Raw genomic sequence first — 17,406 nt, forward strand, 5'->3', positions numbered from 1 at the left:
GGCCCCATCGTGCTCTCCCGTCACGGCGCTCCGCGAGCGGGTACCGGCTATGCGCTCGACAGGACGAGCGGCTCGTGGTTACTTTTCATACATGTACCAAAACTCATCCGAGTCCACGGGCGCGGGCGGGGCGGGCCTGACCGGGCTGCTGCGCCCGCACGTCGCCGGGTTCAGCGCCGTGCTGGTCCTGCAGGTCGTCGGGGCCGTCGCGGGTCTGGCGCCGCTGCTGGCGGTCGTCGAGCTGGGGCGGGTCCTGCTCCGGACCGGGCCCGTCGACCACGGCCGGGTCTGGGCGGTCGTGGCCGTCGGGGCGGCCGGGCTGCTCGTCCGGCTGCTGCTCACCGCCGCGTCCGCCGGGATCGGGCACGCCCTGGACGACCGCGTGCAGCTGGCGTTCCGCCGGCGGCTGGCCGCCCACCTGGGGCGCGTCCCGCTCGGCTGGTTCTCCCGGCGCCGCACCGGCGAGCTGGCCAAGGTCGTGGGGGAGGACGTGAGCGCCGTGCACCCGGTCATCGCCCACGCCCCCGGCGAGCTGGTGTCCGCGTTCGCGGTACCGCTGGTGTCGCTGGTCTACCTGGTCGCCGTCGACTGGCGGCTCACGCTGGTCACGCTGGCCCCGGTGGCGCTGGCGGTGGCGCTGGTGCCGCTGATGATGACCCCGTCGCGGCTGCGCGAGCAGGAGGAGTTCGACGCGGCCATGGGCCGGATCGCGAGCGCGGTCGTGGAGTTCGTGCAGGGCATCGCGGTGGTCAAGGCGTTCGGCGGCGCCGGGCGCGCCCACCGCCGGTTCCGCACCGCCGTGGACGGGTTCGTCGACGCCTTCCTGCGCTGGGTGCGCGGCATCTCCGGCATCGCCGCGGGGATGCAGCTGGCGCTGTCGCCGCCGTTCGTGCTGCTGGTCGTGCTCACCGGCGGCACGGCCCTGATCACCCACGGCGCCATGGCCCCGGCCGACCTGCTGCCCTTCCTGCTGCTCGGGCTGGGGCTGACCGCTCCGGTCGCGGCGCTGGGCCACGGCTTCGACGACCTGCAGGCCGCCCGCCGCGCCCTCGGCCGGATCCGGGACGTCCTCGACGTGCCGCCGCTGCCCGAGCCGGTCCGCCCGGTCGCCCCGCGGGGGCACCGGGTGGAGCTGCGCGGCGTCCGGTTCGGCTACGGCACGGGCAGCGACACCGGCAGCGACACCGGCAGCGACACCGGCAGCGACACCGGCAGCGACACCGGCAGCGACACCGGCAGCGACACCGGCAGCGAGGTCCTGCGCGGGATCGACCTGGTGCTCGAGCCGGGGACTCTCACCGCCGTCGTCGGGCCGTCGGGCGGTGGGAAGTCGACGCTGGTCGCGCTGCTGCCGCGGTTCTTCGACCCGACCGGCGGCTCGGTCCTCCTGGGTGGGGTCGACCTGCGCGAGATCGACGCCCGGGAGCTGCACCGGACGGTGTCGTTCGTGTTCCAGGACGTCCGGCTGCTGCGGGCGTCGGTGGCGGAGAACATCGCGCTGGCGGTGCCGCACGCCGATCCCGACGACGTGGTCCGCGCCGCCCGGGCCGCGCGCATCCACGACCGGGTCGTCCGGATGCCCCGCGGGTACGAGTCGGTGATCGGGGTCGACGCCGGGCTGTCCGGTGGGGAGGCGCAGCGGATCTCGATCGCCCGCGCCCTGCTCGCCGACGCGCCGGTCCTCGTGCTCGACGAGGCGACCGCCTTCGCCGACCCGTGGACCGAGCGGGCGGTGCGCCGGGTGCTGGCGCCCTCGGCGGACCGGACGGTGCTGGTGATCGCCCACCGGCTGGAGACCGTCGCCGACGCCGACACCGTCGTCGTGCTGGAGGACGGGGTGGTCGCCGAGCGCGGCAGCCCGGACGAGCTGCTGGCGCGGGACGGCAGGTTCGCCGCGCTCTGGCGCTCCCACCGATCGGCGCTCGTCGACGAGTCGCGAGAGGACGTGACCCGATGATCCGCCTGCTGCTGCGCGTGCTGGGGCACGAGCACGCCCGCCCGGTCCGCCGCACGGTCGCCCTGATGACGGTGACCGCCGTCGTCGAGGGCCTTTCCTACGCGCTGCTGGTCCCGCTGCTGCGGGCGCTGCTCGGGGGCGCGCCCGCGGACGCCTGGCCGTGGGTGTCCGCGTTCGGGGCGGCCGTCGCCGGCTACGCGGTGCTGCGCTACCTCAGCGACCTGGCCGGCTTCCGGGTCGGGACCACGCTGCTGCGCGGCGCCTACGACCGGCTCGGCGACCACCTGGCCCGGCTGCCGGTCGGCTGGTACGACGAGGGCCGCGTCGGGGAGGTGTCGGTGCTGGCCGGGCGCGGGGTCATGCAGGCCATGAGCGTGATCGCGCACCTGCTGGCGCCGTTCGTCTCGGCCGCGGTGACGCCGCTGACGATCGTCGCGGTGATGCTCGCCGTCGACTGGCGGATGGGGCTGGCCGCGGCGGCCGCGGCGCCGGTCGTGGCGGCGATCCAGGTCTGGGCGGGCCGCGCCACCGCGGCCGCCGACGCGGCGCGCGCCGATCGCGACCGGGAGTCCACCGGGCGGGTCGTCGAGTACCTCCAGGCCCAGCCGGTGCTGCGGGCGGGCGGGCGGACCGCAGAGCGATTCGGGCTGCTCGACGACTCGCTGCGCGAGGTCCAGCGCGCCTCCCGCCGCTCCACGCTCTCGGCGCTGCCCGGGGCGCTGGGGCTGGCGCTCACGGTGCAGGTGCTGTTCACCGCCCTGCTGGTGCTGGGCGCCCACCTCGCGCTGGGCGGGGCGATCGGCGCACCCGAGGTCCTGGCCGTCCTGGTGCTCGCGGCCCGCTGCGCCGACCCGCTGCTGTCGCTGGCGGAGATCGGCGGCAGGCTGCGCGGCGCGCGCTCCGCGCTGGTCGGCCTGGACGCGGTGCTGCGCGCCGAGCCGCTGCCCCAGGTCCCCGACCCGGTCCGGCCCGACCGCCACGACCTGGAGTTCGACCGCGCCACCTTCGGCCACGGCGACCGCACGGTGATCGAGGGCCTGTCGTTGACCGTGCCGGACGGGCAGCGGCTCGCCGTCGTCGGCCCGTCGGGCGCGGGCAAGAGCACGCTGCTGCACCTGCTCGCGCGCTTCCACGACGTGACGTCGGGGGCGGTGCGGATGGGCGGCGTGGACGTGCGCGCGATGAGCACCGAGGACCTGGCGGCCCGGATCGCCATCGTCTTCCAGCACGTGTACCTCTTCGACGGCACCATCGAGGAGAACGTGCGCCTGGGCCGCCCCGACGCCGACGACGCCGCCCTGCGGGCGGCCGCGACGGCGGCCCGCCTGGACGAGGTCGTCGAGCGGCTGCCCGACGGGTGGGCGACGAACGTCGGCGAGGGCGGTGCGCTGCTGTCGGGCGGCGAGCGCCAGCGCGTCTCGATCGCGCGGGCGCTGCTGAAGGACGCGCCCGTCGTCCTGCTGGACGAGGTGACCTCGGCGTTGGACCCGGTGAACGAGGTGGCCGTCCACGAGGGCATCGAGCGCCTGGTGGCGGGCCGGACGGTGGTGATGGTGACCCACCGGCCGCGGACCGCCCGGCACGCCGACCGCGTCGTCTTCCTGGACGGCGGCCGGATCGTGGAGTCGGGCGGCCACGACGAGCTGCTGCGCGGCGGCGGTCCCTACTCCGAGTACTGGGAGATCGCCATGGCGCCGTCGGCGGAGTGAATCGCGCTCACGGTGCCGCTACGGGCGTCAGGACAGCACGCGGATCTGGAAGGGGTAGTCGTAGGGCTCGCCGTTGGCCGCGCGGACGGCGCCCTTGATGTGGCACCACGCGGAGACCAGGAACAGCACGACGATCAGCGGGATGCCGATGACCGCGCCGATCACCGTGAAGATCAGCACCCAGCTGAGCACGTAGAGCAGCCAGAACGACAGGTTGAAGTTGAACGCCCCGGCGGCGGCCCGCCGGGTGTACGGGTCGTCCTTCCTGACCGCCCACACGATCAGCGGTCCGAGCAGGCTCAGCCACCCGGCGCTGACCAGCGCCGCGATCGGCGCCGACAGGTGGGCCAGGATCGCCGGGCCGCGGCTCGCGGTCGGGGCGGTGCCGGGGTCGGGCGGGTACGGGTGGGACGAGGACATCGTTGCTCTCCTTCACGGGTGCTACGACTCGTACAACGTCCGGTGCCGCCGGCTTGTGCCCAGGTAGGAGCAGGTTCAGGGCTTCCGGGATGCAGATCGGGGTCAGCCCTGAGCCCATTCGGGTGGCCGGGCGCGGAATCCGCCCGCGCGGCCGGGGCCCACGGAGTCGAACGGGGCGACGGCGGGGCGGAACCACCGCCGGTGCCCGGCCGTTCCCCACCCGTGGACGGGCCGGACGTCTCCGCGCTGCTCGCCGCGGAACGCGCGGAGACCGCGGAGAGCATCGCCGGGCTGGAACGGCAGCTCGCGTGGCTGGCCGAGCAGCAGGCCCTGGCGACCCACGACGACGAGCACGACCCCGAGGGCGTGACCGTCGCCGTCCAACGCGCGCAGCTGCAGGGGCTGTTGGCCGGCGCCCACCGCGACCTGGCCGCGCTCGACCGGGCGGTGGACCGGCTGGCCGCAGGCACCTACGGCCGCTGCGTCCGGTGCGGGGGCGACATCGGCCCGGCGCGGTTGGAGGCCCTGCCCGCCGCCGAGACCTGCATCGCCTGCGCGGGGGCGCGGCGGCGCTCCCCGCGCTGACCCGCCGTCCAGCGGTACGACGCCCGAGCCAGGCCCCGCACCGCTCGACGACATTCGTCCAAGACCGGGGGCCGCCGGCGCGGGCACCGTCTCGGGCATGGGTGAGCACCACGTCGAGCAGCGGCACGGGATGCGCGTCGTCCACGACGGACCGCGGCAGGCGCCGCCACTGCTGCTCGTGCACGGGTCGGGGGCCGCGGGCGGGTCGTGGGGGCCGGTGGTGCCGGCGCTCGCCGAGCGCCACCACGTCGTCCGCGTCGACCTGCCGGGCTGCGGCCAGTCGCCGCCCGCGCCGCCGTACGACGTGCCGGTGCAGGCGGAGAGGGTGGCGGCGGTGCTCGACGACCTCGGCCTGCGCTCCGTCACCGCGGTCACCCACTCCAGCGGGGGCTACGTCGCCACCGCGCTCGCCGAGCAGCGCCCGGACATGGTCGGGTCGCTCGCGCTGATCAGCTGCGGACCGGGACTCGCCGCGTTCCGCCCGCAGCCGCTCATCCTGCGGGCCCTGCTGGCGCCACCGCTGGGTCCGCTGCTCTGGGCGGTGCGCTCGGACGCGATGATCCGCAAGGGGATCAGCGCGACGTGCGCCCGCCCGGTGGAGATCCCCGACGACGTCGTCGCCGAACTGCACGGCACGACGCACCGCGCGCTCCGGGCGGTGCTGCGGTGCAACACCGCCTACCTCGGCGAGCGGAGCGTGCCAGAGCGCCTCGCCCCGCTCGGGATCCCGCTGCTGGTGGTCTTCGGCGCCGCCGACCCCCGCTGGGAGCCGTCCTCGGCCCACGACTACGACGCCGTGCCGGGCGCGCGGGTCGAGCTGCTGCCCGGGGTCGGGCACGTCCCCATGTTCGAGGCGCCGGAGGCGGTCTGCGAGCTGCTGCTGGGCTTCACCGACCGGTCCGCCGACACCCCGGTCGTCCGGCCCCGGGCCTAGGCTGGTCCCGTGCTCGCGACCGGGGCGCCACCCCTCGACTGGGCGGCGGTGGACGTCGCCGTCCCGCGCCCGTCGGCCCGGCTGCCGGGCGTCGGCATGGCCGGGTTCCACCACCGCGCCCCCGCGCCCGTGGACATCGCCATGGTCGCGCACCCGTCGGTCACCCTGCTCCTGGACCTGACCGAGGGCGGCGGCCTGGTCTGCGCCACCGCAGGCGGGCGCGAGAGCGGCAGCGTCGTCGTCGGACTCCTCCCCGGCGATCTCCACGCGACCGCCCGGGGCGCCGGCGAGTGCCTCCAGATCCGGTTGGAGCCCGCGGTGGCGGCCGCGGTGCTCCGCGCGTCGACCGACCTCACCGGGGCCGTGCTGCCCTTCGCCGACGTCTGGGGCCGCGGTGCCGCGCGCGCCGAGGCCGCGCTGCGCACCGCCGCGTCGTGGGACGAACGGTTCGCGCTGGCCGCGGAACTTCTCGGTCGCCGTCTCGCCGCCCACCCACCCGTCGACCCGGAGGTGGCGCACACCTGGCGGCGCACGCTCGCCGGCCGGGGGCGGGTGCGGGTCGACGGCCTGGCCGGCGAGGTCGGCTGGAGCCGCCAGCGGCTGTGGTCGCGCTTCCGGTCCCAGCTCGGCGTCACCCCCAAGCGCGCCGCCCGCCTGGTCCGGTTCGACCACGCCGCCCACCTGCTCGCCGCCGGCCGCGCCGCCGTCGACGTCGCCGTGGAGAGCGGTTACGTCGACCAGTCCCACCTGCACCGCGAGGTGAGGGAGTTCGCCGGGCTCACGCCCGCGGCGGTGGCCGCCGCGCCGTGGCTCGCGATCGACGACGTGGCGTGGCCGGCTCCGCCGAGCCGGAGCTGTCGAAAGCCGCCCGAGCCGTTCGTGTAGGTGGTGCGAGGCCGGCGCAGGGCCGGCCCGGACCACCAGGGAGACCGGGATGACCAGCTACCTGCTCAGCGTGTACCAGGCCGACGGCGCGCCGCCCGCCGACATCGACATGGATCGGATCATGCGGGAGCTCGGCGCGCTGCAGGATCGGATGAAGGCCGAGGGGGCGTGGGTGTTCACCGCCGGTCTGCACCCGGCGAGCACGGCGACCGTCGTGCGGGCCAAGGGCGACGAGGTGCTGACCACCGACGGCCCGTTCACCGAGGGCAAGGAGCACCTCGGCGGGTTCACGGTCGTCGAGTCGCCCGACCTGGACGCCGCCCTCGCGTGGGCCTCGGAGATGACCCGCATCACGACGCTGCCCGTCGAGGTGCGCCCGCTCGCGGGCGACGCGGTGCGCTGACGGTGCCCGGTCCGGTCGTCGACGCCGAGGGCGTCGCGCGCGTGTTCCGCGCGGAGTACGGCCGGACGGTCGCCGTCCTCGTCCGCCTCCTCGGCGACATCGACCTCGCCGAGGAGGCGGTGCAGGACGCGTTCGCCGAGGCCGTCCGGCGCTGGCCGCGGACCGGGCTGCCGCCCAGCCCGCAGGGCTGGATCGTGACCACCGCGCGCAACCGGGCGATCGACCGCAGGCGACGCGAGGCCGGGCGCGACGACCGGCACGCCCAGGCGCTGCTGCTGCACGCGCCGACCGAGCCACCGGAGGTGGGTCCCGTGCGGGACGACCGGCTGCGACTGATCTTCACCTGCTGCCACCCGGCGCTGGCCCCGGCCGCGCGCGTGGCGCTGACGCTGCGGCTGCTGGGCGGGCTGACCACGACCGAGATCGCGCACGCCTTCCTGGTCCCCGAGGCCACGATGGCCCAGCGGATCTCGCGGGCGAAGGGCAAGATCCGCGACGCCGGCATCCCGTACCGGGTGCCCCGCGACGCCGACCTGCCCGAGCGGCTGCGCGCCGTCCTCGCCGTCGTGTACCTGATCTTCAACGAGGGCTACGCCGCCAGCTCCGGGGCGAGCCTGGTGCGCGAGGACCTGTGCGCCGAGGCGATCCGGCTGGCCCGCCTGCTCACCGAGCTCATGCCCGACGAGCCGGAGGCCACCGGCCTGCTCGCGCTCATGCTGCTCATCCACGCGCGCCGCCCGGCGCGGACGACCCCGGAGGGCGAGCTCGTGCGGCTGCCCGACCAGGACCGGTCGCGCTGGGACGCCGCACTCGTCGCCGAGGGCCAGCAGCTCGTCCGGCGCTGCCTGCGCCGCGACCAGCCGGGGCCCTACCAGATCCAGGCGGCCATCAACGCCGTGCACAGCGACGCCCCGACCGCCGCCGACACCGACTGGGCGCAGATCCTCGCGCTCTACGACCAGCTCCTCGCCCACACCCCGACGCCGGTCGTGGCGCTGCACCGGGCGGTGGCCGTCGCCGAGGTGCGCGGGCCCGCGCCGGCGCTCGCGCTCGTCGACGCGATCGACGGCCTGGCGCGCCACCACCTGTTCCACGCCGTCCGGGCGGACCTGCTGCGCCGCCTCGGGCGCCGCGACGAGGCCGTCGCGGCCTACGAGACCGCGCTCCCGCTCGCCGGGGGCGAGGCCGAGCGCGCGTTCCTGCGGCGGGCCGCGGACGAGGTCCGCGGGGCCTGACGCGGGCGCACCGCTCGTCCTCCGGTCCTGCGCCCGCCCGGGGAACCGGCTCACGCCGGGTTCGGGAACATGCGGGTCGTGGTGGCCCCGTCGTCGGGGTCGCCGTCGGGGACGCGATCGAGGCCGACCAGCCGGTCGATGATCATGTTCTGGAACCGGTGCAGCGGTTCCTCGAACCGGAAGCACATCCGCCCGCCCCGGTAGGCCGGGTCCTCGATGCCCTGCTGGACGCGCTCGACGATCTCCAGGTCCTGGCGGTTGACCAGGTCCCAGAACTTCTCCAGCTCGTCGAGCCCGTCCTCGGCGGACGGGTCGTCGGCGGACTCGGGATGGGTGAGCAGGACCGCGGTCTCCACCGTGCGGTTCGCCGCGACGGGCCGGTTGAGCAGCACGAACGCGTGGTTGGGCAGGACGGACAGCGCGGTGCTGGGGAACAGCCAGACGAAGCGCCCGCTCTCGGCGTCCGGCCCGCCGAGCGAGCTGAGCGGGCGCAGCCCGTCCCAGCCGCCCGCCTCGGAGTCGCGCGACACCGGTGTGGTGCACATGCCGGTGTACATGCCCGGTCCCTGCCAGCGGTAGTGGTCGGAGAACCGGGAGACCCGGCTGAGCTCCGGGTGCACCCAGGGCAGGTGGTAGTACTCCATGAAGTTCTCGCCGACGAGCTTGTGGTTCGCGGCGACGTCGTAGGTGCGCCTGCGCCGCGGCACCCACTGCTCGAGGCGGTAGTCGGCGAAGCGCCGCGGGAGGTCGCCGAGCTGGGTGGCCAGCGGGGCGGGGTCGGCGGCGAGGTTGACGAACAGGAGGAAGCCCCAGGTGTCGACGGCGACCGGGAGCAGGCCGAAGTCGGCGCGGTCGAAGCCCTTGGCCACCGAGGTGTCGAAGACCGGCTCCTGGCCCGCGGGGATGTCGGAGCCCTCGAACAGCGGCGTCCCCAGGCACGTGCCGTCGGTGTCGTAGGTCCAGCTGTGGTACGGGCAGCGGATCCGGCCGTGCCTGCCCACCTCGCGGGCCTGCGGGTCGAGCAGCCTGGTCGCCCGGTGGCGGCACACGTTGTGGAAGCCGCGCAGCACGCCGTCGCGGTTGCGGGTGACGATGACCGAGCGGCCGGCGACCTCGACGACGACGCAGGCGCCGGGCCGGTCGACGTCGGCGGCGAACCCGACGGCGACCCAGCCCGCGGCGAAGACCTTCTCCCGTTCGAGGACGAAGAACTCCGGCGAGGTGTACGCGTCGGGGATCAGGGTGGACGACAGCTCCACCGGCAGGCGGGTGGCGCGGTAGGTGGACTCGTCGGTGAAGCGCGCGGGGTCGACGGGGCGGGCGGGCAGGGCGGCGTGCGGGTCGGCGGTCATCGCGGTGGACTCCTCACACGTGGAAGCTGCGCGGGAACGACGGGTCGGTCAGCGCGGGGCGGGTGATCGTGAAGCCGTCGATCGGGTGGGCCGGTTCGCGGTCGAGCGCGAGGTCGGTGAGCAGGCCGCCGATGAGGGCGGCGAACTTGTAGGCGTGCCCGGCGCCGACGGCCACGACGACCTGCGGGTGCTCGGGCAGCCGGTCGAGGACGAAGCCCTGGTCCGGCGGCACGGTGTACAGGCAGGTCTTCGAGTACAGCTCCGGCCCGCCGAAGCGCGGGAGGTGCCGGGCGACGAACTCGGCGTAGCGCTCGCGGCGCACCGGGTCGGGCTCGAACGACCGGTCCTCGGCGGTGGTCTCCTCCCCGCCCATGTGCTGGCCGAGCTTCGTGGCGACCTCGCCGTGCACGGGGAACCCGTAGAAGTTGTGCCCGCCGTGCCACATGAACACCGGGAACCGGGCGGGCGCGAACTCCGCGAGGTGCGGGGTGGCGTAGTAGGTGACCTGCTCGCGCAGCACGGTCAGCGGCAGCCGCACCCCGGTCCCGGCCAGCACCTGGTTGGTCCAGGCGTCGGCGGCCACGACGACCCGGGTCGGCCAGCACGGTCCCGGCGTCGGTGACCACCGCGACCCCGTCCCCGTCGGGCCGCAGCGCGCGCACCGGGGTGCGGGTGCGGATCTCGGCGCCGTGCGCGCGGGCCAGCGCGATGTGCACGGCGTTGGCCCGACCGGCGTCGACGATGCCCGAGTCGGCCTGGTAGAGCGCCTGCTCGCGGCCGCCGACCCGGAACTGGGGCCACCGCTCGACCAGCTCCCGCGCGTCGAGCAGCTCGTAGGCGACGCCGAAGCGGTCGAACACCGCCGTGTAGCCCTCGATGTTGCGGCTGCCGGTGGCGGTGGCCCGCCTGGCGTCGCGGTCCTCGATGACCAGCCCGCCGGTGCGGGTGAGGAGCTGCTGGCCGGACTCGGCCTCGACCTCCGCCCACGCCTCGTACGCGGGCGTGGCGATGGCCGCGTACTCGGCCTGGTGCTGGGCGAGCCGGATGATGCGGGAGTGGTCCTGGGAGGCGCCGCGGTGGTGGCCGAGGTCGAACTGCTCGAGGCCCAGGACGCCGGGCCCGAGCTCGGTGGCGAGCCGGTGCAGCGCTGCGGACCCCAACCCGCCGAGGCCGACGACGACCACCCGATATCCCGCCATGCTCGCAGTGTGAGCGGCCCGACCGTTCGCGTCCATCGACGATTCGAACCGCTGACCTTGTACGGTTCGTACATGATCGATCGACGGTTGCGGGTGCTCCGGGCGATCGAGCGGCACCGGACCGTGACCGCGGCGGCCGAGGTCTGCGGGCTGACCCCGTCGGCGGTCTCGCACCAGATGCAGGCGCTGGCCCGGGAGCTCGACGTCGTCCTGCTCGAACCCGCCGGACGCGGGGTGCGCCTGACCGCGGCCGCCCGCACCCTGCTCGCGCACGCCGGCACCCTCGCCGCCCAGTGGGAGCGCGCGCGAGCCGACCTGGCCGCGCACCGCGGCGGGGAGGTGGGTGGCGTGCTGCGCTTCTGCGCCTTCTCCACCGCGGCCGCGGCCGTCGTCCCCCCGGCGCTGGCCCGGTTGCGCCGGGCGCACCCGGCGCTGCGGCTGCACCTGCGCGAGACCGAACCGGCCCGCGCCTTCGACCTGCTCGCCGCCGACGACACCGACGTCGTCGTGGTGGTCGCGACCCCCGACATCCCGCCCACCTCCGACGAGGCCTTCGACCAGCAGGTGCTCTTCGACGAGCCGCTGGACCTGCTCGTCGGACCGCGGCACCCGGTGGTCGGCCGCGCGGACGTCGCCCTCGACGCGCTCGCGTCCGATCCCTGGATCTGCGCCTCACCCGGGCGCGCCTACCACCAGCTCGTCGTGCTCGCCTGCACCAGCGCAGGCTTCGCCCCCGACGTCGCCCACTACGCCGACGAGTGGGACACCGGCGCCGCCCTCGTGGCCCGCGGCTTCGGCGTCGCCCTCGTCCCGCGCTTGGCCGAGCTGCCCACCCGGCACGACACGCGCCGCGTGCCGATCGGCGCCCCGCCGGTGCCGATCCGCCGGGTGGTCGCCGCCGTCCGGGCCGGCTCCCGGGAGCAGCCCACCATCGCGGCCGGGCTCGAGGCCCTGCGGCTGGTCTGCGCCGCGCTGGCGACGACGCTCGGGGCGCAGGCGTAGCGGGCACGTAGCGGGCACGGAGGGTGGCCGCCGCCCGCCCGCGGACGACGACTCCCGCCTACCGTGATGCCCCCTGCCGGTACCGCGAACCTAATCGGGCGGGGCGCCCGGCACTGCCGAGGTTCCTCGCCGAACCCCTTCGGGTTTCTCGGTCCCCCGGGTACTGCGAACGGACCAGAGCGGCGGTCCCGGGGCGGTCAGACCTCGGGGTGGGTGTCGCGCAGCCAGGCCAGGACGGCGTGCACCCGGCGGTTGTCCTCGCCGCTGGCCGGCAGCCGCAGCTTGGTGAAGATGCTCGCGGCGTAGCCCTCGATGGTGCGGGTGGTGACCCCGATGATCGTCGCGATGCCCTGGTTGGACCGGCCCTCTGCCATGTGCCGCAGCACGTCGCGCTCGCGCGGCGCGAGCGCGTCGAGCGAGCTCTGCGAGGCGGGGCGGGCGAACAGGGCCGCGACGATCTCCGGGTCGACCGCCGACTTGCCGGCGGCCACCCGCTCCAGGGCGTCCCGCAGCGCGTCGACGTCGTCGACCCGGTCCTTGAGCAGGTACCCGACGCCCGGGACGCCGATCGCCATCAGCCGCATCGCGTAGGAGGTCTCCCCGTAGGTCGACAGCACCAGCACCCCGACGCCCGGGTAGCGCTGCTTGATCGTCTCGGCGACGTCGAGGCCCTCGTCGGCGAAACCCGGGGGCATCCGGATGTCGACGACGACCGCGTCGGGCTGCTCGACGGCCATGAACCTGAGCAGGTCGGCGCCGTCGCGGGCGGCGTAGCGGACGTCGATCCCGGCGCTCTCCAGCAGCCGGGTGAGGCCCATCCGCAGGATCCCCGAGTCGTCGGCCAGCGCTACCCGCACGGCAGCTCCGCCGCGAGCGTCGTCCCGCCGCCCGCGGGGCTGTCCAGCCGCATGCGCCCGCCGATGGCCTCCACCCGGTCGCGGATGTTGGCCAGGCCGGACCCGGTCGCGATGCGCGCCCCGCCCGTCCCGTCGTCGACCACGGACACGTGCAGCCGGTCGTCGTCGCGCTGCACGTCGACCCGCACCCGGTGCGCTCCGGCGTGCCGGGCGGCGTTGGTGAGCGCCTCGCACACCAGGAAGTACGCGGTGGCCTCGACGGCGGGCGGCAGCCGCTGGTCGAGGATCGCGCTGCTGGTGGGCAGGCCCATCCGCTCGATGACGCCCTCCAGCGCGGCCCGCAGCCCGGACTGGGTCAGCACCGGCGGGTGGATGCCCCTGGCCAGCCCGCGCAGCTCGCCGGTGGCCGCCCGCAGGTCGGAGCGGGCGCGTTCGATGGCGGCGTAGACGTCGGAGCCCGGCTCGGCCTTCTGCCGGGCCTCGCCCAGGCTGGCCGCGGCGACGAGCAGCGTCTGCTGCGCGCCGTCGTGCAGGTCGCGCTCGATCTGCTGGCGCCCGCGCAGCTCGGCCTCGGCCAGCCGGGCCCGCGACTGCTGCACCTCGCGCAGCCTGCCCTTGAGGTCGGCGTGCAGGCGGTAGTTCTCCAGGGCGAAGCCGCACGCGGCCACGGCCGGCGCCACCAGCCCCGGGTGCCGCTGCAGCGCCGGGTCGAGCAGCATCAGCGCGAGCGCGTCGCCCGAGGTGGACCGGATCTGCACCGGCCAGCGCCCGTCCGCGGGCGGCTGCGCGCCGCGCTCGACGTCGTCGACGTCGACGTAGACCTGCTCGCGGGGCAGCCAGAACAGCAGCACGAGGGTGTCGTCGCGCAGGCTCTGGCGCAGCTCGGCCTGGATGTCGGGGCCGCTGGGCGAGCGGACCAGGCGCACGACCAGGTCGGCGAGCGCGGCCCGGGTGAGCCCCCGGCGCAGGGCGCTGGTCAGGAACGCGATCGGGGTGAACAGGGCGGACACCCCGATGACGGCGCGCAGCGTGTCGATGGTGGCCGAGGGCAACGAGCCCGACCAGGCCAGCAGGTAGGCCGACCCGCAGATCAGGACGGCGACCGCGGCGATCACACCGGGCACCGCGTCGATCCGGTCGACGCTGCGCGAGCGCCGCACCTTCAGCAGCAGCGGCACGAGCACCGGCACCGCCACCACGACCAGCCCGACCGTGGAGACGGTGCTCAGCGCGTCGTACAGGGGGCGGTTCGGCCAGAGCGTGGGCCACCAGGTGGTCTGGTCGTAGCCGCGCCCGATCCACTCCCGCTCCGCCACGACCGCGAGCACGAGCTTCGGCACGACCACCCAGAGGCCGAGCACGGCGACGTAGACGCGGTCCCACCAGCGGGTGAGCTGCGGGTCGGGGTAGCGCAGCAGGGCGTACACCCCGAAGACGAACCACAGGTACCCGCACACGGATGCGATCAGCGGCAGCGGGAAGACCTGCCACTGCGGCGGCCACGACCAGCCCCACGACCACAGGTAGAACACCGCCACCAGGATGAGCGCCACGCCGGTGCCGCGCTGCTGGCGCTCCTCGAGCAGGACGATGCCGGTCGCGGTGAAGGAGACCGCGACGAGCACGTTGACCAGCCCGATCACCGGGCTGGAGACGAGCAGCGGCCACGAGGACACCAGCCCGACGGCCGCGGCGAGCAGCGCCCCGCCGACCGCCCGCAGGCGGACGCTGCGCCGGGGCCGGCCGAGCGCCGGGTCGGCGATGGTCACCACCAGGCTCACCTCCGGATTCTCGACCTCCGTCGGAGGGCTCCGACACCCGGGAAACCCGGACCCCGCGGTGGCGTCCGGCGCAACCGGCGGGCTCGTCACCCGGGCGCGGTGACCGTCCCACCATGCCTTGTCACCGAGCGTGCTCGCTGGGCGGGAGGGCGGCGTTACCCGACCCCGGGGTTGTGGTCGAATGCCGGTCGGCGGACCGGCACCGGATCGCCGGGGAGGACGCCAGCGCATGACCACGCCGCTGCCCCCGGCCGGGGAGGCGCCGGCCGACGGATCGCCCGTCCGGATCGGCGTCCTCGTCCCGCTCACCCGGCCCGGCTGGGTCGAGGCGGGCCGGCACCTGCTCGCCGGGCTCGAGCTGGGCGTCCGCGACGTCAACGACGCCGGCGGGATCCGCGGCGCAGCGCTGGAGCCGGTGGTCCGGGACACCGCGGCCGACCCGCGGCGGGCCGCGGCGGCCGTGGACGAGCTGGCCGGCATGGGTGTGGCCGCGCTGGCGGGGGAGTACCACAGCGTCGTCGCCCGCGCCGCCGCCACCCGCGCCGATGCCCTCGGCCTGCCGTTCCTCTGCTCGTCCGCGGTCCTCGACGCGCTCACCGAGGAGCCGACGGAGTGGGTCGCGCGCCTGGCCCCGGCGCAGTCCCACGGCTGGCGGATCTACGCGGACTTCCTCCTCGGCGCGGGCCACCGGCGCATCGCCGTGGCGGCCGAGACGAGCGTGTACTGGGCGTCCGGGACCCGGATCCTGCGCGACCACCTCACCGCACGCGGCGGCACCGTCCGCGAACTCGACGCGCGCGCTCTCACCCCCGCGGCCGTGTGCGACGAACTCGTCGACGGTCGCGCGACAGCACTCCTGCTCCTGGTCGGCTACCCGGAGCCGGCGGCGTCGATCGTCCGGGCCGTCCGCCGCGACCCGCGCCTGGCCGAGGTCGTGATCGGTGCGCCGGCCGGGCAACCGGAGTTCTCCGAGTGGGCGGCCCTGCTGGGCGGGGACGGTGCCGCGATCCCGTTCCTGCGCTACCTGCCCGAGCACCTCGGCCCGCTCGGGGAGCGGGTCGGGACGGCCCTGCGCGAGCGGCTGGGCCGACCGCCGTCCTTCGTCGCATTCGAGGGCTACGACACGGTCGCGGTCCTCGCCGATGCGCTGCGCGCCCACGGCGCGGACCGGGCCCGGCTGGCCCGATCCTGGCCGCACGTCGACGTCGAGGGCACCCGCGGGCGGATCCGGTTCTCCCGCGCCCCGGGCATCGGCGTCCGGCAGTGGACCTGGGCGCCGGTCCAGGTCGTCGAGCGCGATCCGGGCGAACCCGAGCGCTTCCGGATCCTGCACGCCGGCTGAGGCCGCCCGCGGGGCACCGGGCGGCCCGGCCGGACCGTCGGCTCACAGGTCCCGGCGCCGGGCGACCCCGACCGCGACGGCGAACAGGGCCGCGGCGAACAGCGCGAACCACGCACCGGCGAGCCAGGGCGAACCGAGCAGCCCGCCGCCGGCCGGTGCACCGGCGAGGAACCGGTCGGCGGCCTGGAATGGCAGGAACGGTCCGACCGCCGGTCCGACGGCGGGGACCAGGCCGACGAGCGACTCGGCGGCCAGGGGCCACACCAGCACCAGCGCGACGGCTCCCGCGGTCCGCCGGACGAGGACGCCGACCGCGACGGCCACGACCGCGGCCCCGGCGTCCACCAGCCCCACCCCGGCCACCTGGCGCCATTCGTCCAGCCCGTCCAGCGCGAGGTCGGGGCCGGGCAGCAGCAGCGCGCTCGCCGCCCAGCTGCCCAGGGCACCGGCCAGGCCGACCAGGCCGACGAGCGCGGCGACGACCACCGCCTTGGCCCGCAGCGCGGCGCCGCGGTCCGGCACGGCGAGGAACGTCGTCCCGATCGTGCCGGTGGCGTACTCCGTGGTCACCGCGAGCACCGCCACCACCATCAGCACGGTCATGCCCACCACACGGGCCGCCTGCGTGGCCCCCACCGTGACCGGCTCGGTCGCGGCCACCGTCGCGGCGAAGAGCAGACCGGTACCCGCGGTCGTCAGCAGCGCTGCGGCAGCCGACCACCAGGGCGCCCGGGTGGACGTCAGCTTGATCCGTTCTGCGGCGATCGGTCCCATCGCCCTCACCTCCCCGCCGCGGACACGGCCGCGGCCTCGTCGTGGTCACCGGAGGCGTACTCCACGTCGTGCCCGGTGAGTCGCAGGAACGCCTGCTCCAGCGAGGCGTGCTGCGGGGTCAGCCCGTGCAGCACCAGGCCGCGCGCCGCGGCGACCTCGCCGATCCGCTCGGGCGTCGCGGCGGTGACGCTCAGCCCGAGGCCGTCGCCGTCCACCGGGACGACGCCGGCGCCGGCCCGGCGCAGCGCCTCGGCCAGCAGCACCGGCTGTGGGGTGCGCACGAGCACGGTGCGCTCCCCGGCCGAGTCGACGAACTCGGCGGTCGTCGACTCGGCGATCAGCCGGCCGCGCCCGATCACCACGAGGTGCGACGCCGTCACCGCCGTCTCGGAGAGCAGGTGGCTGGAGACCAGCACCGTGCGCCCCTCGGCGGCCAGCCCCCGCACGAGCCGCCGGACCCAGCGGACGCCCCCCGGGTCCAGCCCGTTGACCGGCTCGTCGAGCAGCAGGGTCCCGGGGTCGCCGAGCAGCGCCGCGGCGATGCCCAACCGCTGGGACATGCCCAGCGAGAAGCCCCCTGCCCGCCGGTCGGCCACCGCGGTCAGGCCGACCTGCTCCAGCACGGTGTCGACGCGGTCCGACGGCAGCGCGTTGGATGCGGCTATCCAGCGCAGGTGGGCTCGCGCCGAGCGGTTCGGGTGCACCCAGCGCGCGTCCAGCAGCGCACCCACCGTGCGCAGGGGGTGTCGCAGCTCCCGGTAGGGCACGCCGTCGAGCAGCGCCTCCCCGGCCGTCGGGCGGTCCAGGCCCAGCGCCACCCGCATCGTGGTCGACTTGCCCGAGCCGTTCGGGCCGAGGAAGCCGGTGACCCGGCCCGGCTCGACCCGGAAGGACAGGTCGTCGACGGCGGTGGTCGGGCCGTACCGCTTGGTCAGCCCACGGATCTCGATCATGGTGTGCTCCTGGTCCGG

The 17,406-nt window shown here is 75.8% G+C and carries 16 protein-coding genes and 1 pseudogene; 9 read left to right on the forward strand and 8 right to left on the reverse strand.

Going from position 1 to position 17,406, the window contains the following annotated elements; translation table 11 throughout:
• Positions 1 to 91: 91 nt before the first annotated feature.
• Both KDL28_RS30320 and KDL28_RS30325 read left to right on the forward strand, forming a co-directional pair.
• Positions 92 to 1,957 (forward strand): ABC transporter ATP-binding protein, encoded by a 1,866-nt coding sequence (locus KDL28_RS30320; RefSeq protein ID WP_252444151.1) that lies wholly within the window; start codon positions 92 to 94, stop codon positions 1,955 to 1,957.
• Positions 1,954 to 3,666, forward strand: a complete 1,713-nt coding sequence (locus KDL28_RS30325; protein WP_252444152.1) for an ABC transporter ATP-binding protein — start codon at positions 1,954 to 1,956, stop codon at positions 3,664 to 3,666. Before KDL28_RS30320 ends, KDL28_RS30325 begins: the two co-directional genes overlap by 4 nt.
• A 27-nt stretch (positions 3,667 to 3,693) precedes the next feature.
• Here KDL28_RS30325 and KDL28_RS30330 read toward each other — a convergent pair whose 3' ends face one another.
• A complete protein-coding gene (locus tag KDL28_RS30330) occupies positions 3,694 to 4,086 on the reverse strand; it encodes a DUF4870 domain-containing protein (protein WP_252444153.1) in 393 nt (130 codons plus the stop codon).
• A 222-nt stretch (positions 4,087 to 4,308) separates the two neighbouring features.
• Between KDL28_RS30330 and KDL28_RS30335 the strand changes: the two genes are divergently transcribed.
• The 5 genes from KDL28_RS30335 to KDL28_RS30355 all read left to right on the forward strand — a co-directional run bounded on the left by KDL28_RS30335 (position 4,309) and on the right by KDL28_RS30355 (position 8,128).
• Positions 4,309 to 4,671, forward strand: a complete 363-nt coding sequence (locus tag KDL28_RS30335; RefSeq protein WP_252444154.1) for a TraR/DksA family transcriptional regulator — start codon at positions 4,309 to 4,311, stop codon at positions 4,669 to 4,671.
• Positions 4,672 to 4,768: 97 nt separating this feature from the next.
• A complete protein-coding gene (locus tag KDL28_RS30340; protein WP_252444155.1) occupies positions 4,769 to 5,605 on the forward strand; it encodes an alpha/beta fold hydrolase in 837 nt (278 codons plus the stop codon).
• 9 nt (positions 5,606 to 5,614) lie between these two features.
• Complete coding sequence (locus KDL28_RS30345; protein ID WP_252444156.1) at positions 5,615 to 6,490, forward strand: helix-turn-helix domain-containing protein; 876 nt, start codon at positions 5,615 to 5,617, stop codon at positions 6,488 to 6,490.
• Positions 6,491 to 6,539: 49 nt separating this feature from the next.
• Positions 6,540 to 6,893 (forward strand): YciI family protein, encoded by a 354-nt coding sequence (locus KDL28_RS30350; RefSeq protein ID WP_252444157.1) that lies wholly within the window; start codon positions 6,540 to 6,542, stop codon positions 6,891 to 6,893.
• Positions 6,894 to 6,895: 2 nt separating this feature from the next.
• Entirely contained in the window at positions 6,896 to 8,128 is a 1,233-nt protein-coding gene (locus KDL28_RS30355) for an RNA polymerase sigma factor (RefSeq protein WP_252444158.1), read from the forward strand.
• Between the two features lie 50 nt (positions 8,129 to 8,178).
• Here KDL28_RS30355 and KDL28_RS30360 read toward each other — a convergent pair whose 3' ends face one another.
• The 3 genes and pseudogenes from KDL28_RS30360 to KDL28_RS42245 all read right to left on the reverse strand — a co-directional run.
• Complete coding sequence (locus tag KDL28_RS30360) at positions 8,179 to 9,480, reverse strand: aromatic ring-hydroxylating oxygenase subunit alpha (protein WP_252444159.1); 1,302 nt, start codon at positions 9,478 to 9,480, stop codon at positions 8,179 to 8,181.
• 13 nt (positions 9,481 to 9,493) lie between these two features.
• On the reverse strand, positions 9,494 to 10,063 hold the full coding sequence (locus tag KDL28_RS30365; RefSeq protein ID WP_252444160.1) for an FAD-dependent oxidoreductase: 570 nt from the start codon (positions 10,061 to 10,063) through the stop codon (positions 9,494 to 9,496).
• Between the two features lie 79 nt (positions 10,064 to 10,142).
• Positions 10,143 to 10,715, reverse strand: a pseudogene (locus KDL28_RS42245) (FAD-dependent oxidoreductase); the annotation flags it as partial.
• Between the two features lie 36 nt (positions 10,716 to 10,751).
• Here KDL28_RS42245 and KDL28_RS30375 point away from each other — a divergent pair.
• On the forward strand, positions 10,752 to 11,681 hold the full coding sequence (locus KDL28_RS30375; RefSeq protein ID WP_252444162.1) for a LysR family transcriptional regulator: 930 nt from the start codon (positions 10,752 to 10,754) through the stop codon (positions 11,679 to 11,681).
• Positions 11,682 to 11,878: 197 nt separating this feature from the next.
• Here KDL28_RS30375 and KDL28_RS30380 read toward each other — a convergent pair whose 3' ends face one another.
• Both KDL28_RS30380 and KDL28_RS30385 read right to left on the reverse strand, forming a co-directional pair.
• A complete protein-coding gene (locus KDL28_RS30380) occupies positions 11,879 to 12,538 on the reverse strand; it encodes a response regulator transcription factor (RefSeq protein WP_252444163.1) in 660 nt (219 codons plus the stop codon).
• Entirely contained in the window at positions 12,529 to 14,319 is a 1,791-nt protein-coding gene (locus KDL28_RS30385; RefSeq protein ID WP_252444164.1) for a sensor histidine kinase, read from the reverse strand. Before KDL28_RS30385 ends, KDL28_RS30380 begins: the two co-directional genes overlap by 10 nt.
• 229 nt (positions 14,320 to 14,548) lie before the next feature.
• Here KDL28_RS30385 and KDL28_RS30390 point away from each other — a divergent pair, with 229 nt between their 5' ends.
• Positions 14,549 to 15,661 carry an ABC transporter substrate-binding protein gene (locus KDL28_RS30390; RefSeq protein ID WP_252444165.1) on the forward strand — a complete coding sequence of 371 codons (1,113 nt, stop codon included), beginning with the start codon at positions 14,549 to 14,551 and terminating at the stop codon, positions 15,659 to 15,661.
• A gap of 42 nt (positions 15,662 to 15,703) precedes the next feature.
• On the opposite strand, the gene KDL28_RS30395 is transcribed toward KDL28_RS30390, so the two are convergent.
• Together KDL28_RS30395 and KDL28_RS30400 are read right to left on the reverse strand one after the other, a co-directional pair.
• A complete protein-coding gene (locus KDL28_RS30395; RefSeq protein WP_252444166.1) occupies positions 15,704 to 16,435 on the reverse strand; it encodes a hypothetical protein in 732 nt (243 codons plus the stop codon).
• 5 nt (positions 16,436 to 16,440) lie between these two features.
• Positions 16,441 to 17,388, reverse strand: coding sequence for an ATP-binding cassette domain-containing protein (locus KDL28_RS30400; RefSeq protein WP_252444167.1), 948 nt, complete (start codon positions 17,386 to 17,388; stop codon positions 16,441 to 16,443).
• Positions 17,389 to 17,406 lie beyond the last annotated feature (18 nt).

This window comes from Pseudonocardia humida (assembly GCF_023898865.1).
Taxonomy (GTDB): Bacteria; Actinomycetota; Actinomycetes; order Mycobacteriales; family Pseudonocardiaceae; genus Pseudonocardia; species Pseudonocardia humida.

Excerpts from the sequence above, each read along its gene's own strand:
- KDL28_RS30320 (WP_252444151.1), top strand. The coding sequence starts at position 92 with ATGTACCAAAACTCATCCGAGTCCACGGGCGCGGGCGGGGCGGGCCTG.
- KDL28_RS30325 (WP_252444152.1), top strand. The coding sequence starts at position 1,954 with ATGATCCGCCTGCTGCTGCGCGTGCTGGGGCACGAGCACGCCCGCCCG.
- KDL28_RS30330 (WP_252444153.1), bottom strand. The coding sequence starts at position 4,086 with ATGTCCTCGTCCCACCCGTACCCGCCCGACCCCGGCACCGCCCCGACC.
- KDL28_RS30340 (WP_252444155.1), top strand. The coding sequence starts at position 4,769 with ATGGGTGAGCACCACGTCGAGCAGCGGCACGGGATGCGCGTCGTCCAC.
- KDL28_RS30350 (WP_252444157.1), top strand. The coding sequence starts at position 6,540 with ATGACCAGCTACCTGCTCAGCGTGTACCAGGCCGACGGCGCGCCGCCC.
- KDL28_RS30360 (WP_252444159.1), bottom strand. The coding sequence starts at position 9,480 with ATGACCGCCGACCCGCACGCCGCCCTGCCCGCCCGCCCCGTCGACCCC.
- KDL28_RS30375 (WP_252444162.1), top strand. The coding sequence starts at position 10,752 with ATGATCGATCGACGGTTGCGGGTGCTCCGGGCGATCGAGCGGCACCGG.
- KDL28_RS30390 (WP_252444165.1), top strand. The coding sequence starts at position 14,549 with ATGACCACGCCGCTGCCCCCGGCCGGGGAGGCGCCGGCCGACGGATCG.
- KDL28_RS30395 (WP_252444166.1), bottom strand. The coding sequence starts at position 16,435 with ATGGGACCGATCGCCGCAGAACGGATCAAGCTGACGTCCACCCGGGCG.
- KDL28_RS30400 (WP_252444167.1), bottom strand. The coding sequence starts at position 17,388 with ATGATCGAGATCCGTGGGCTGACCAAGCGGTACGGCCCGACCACCGCC.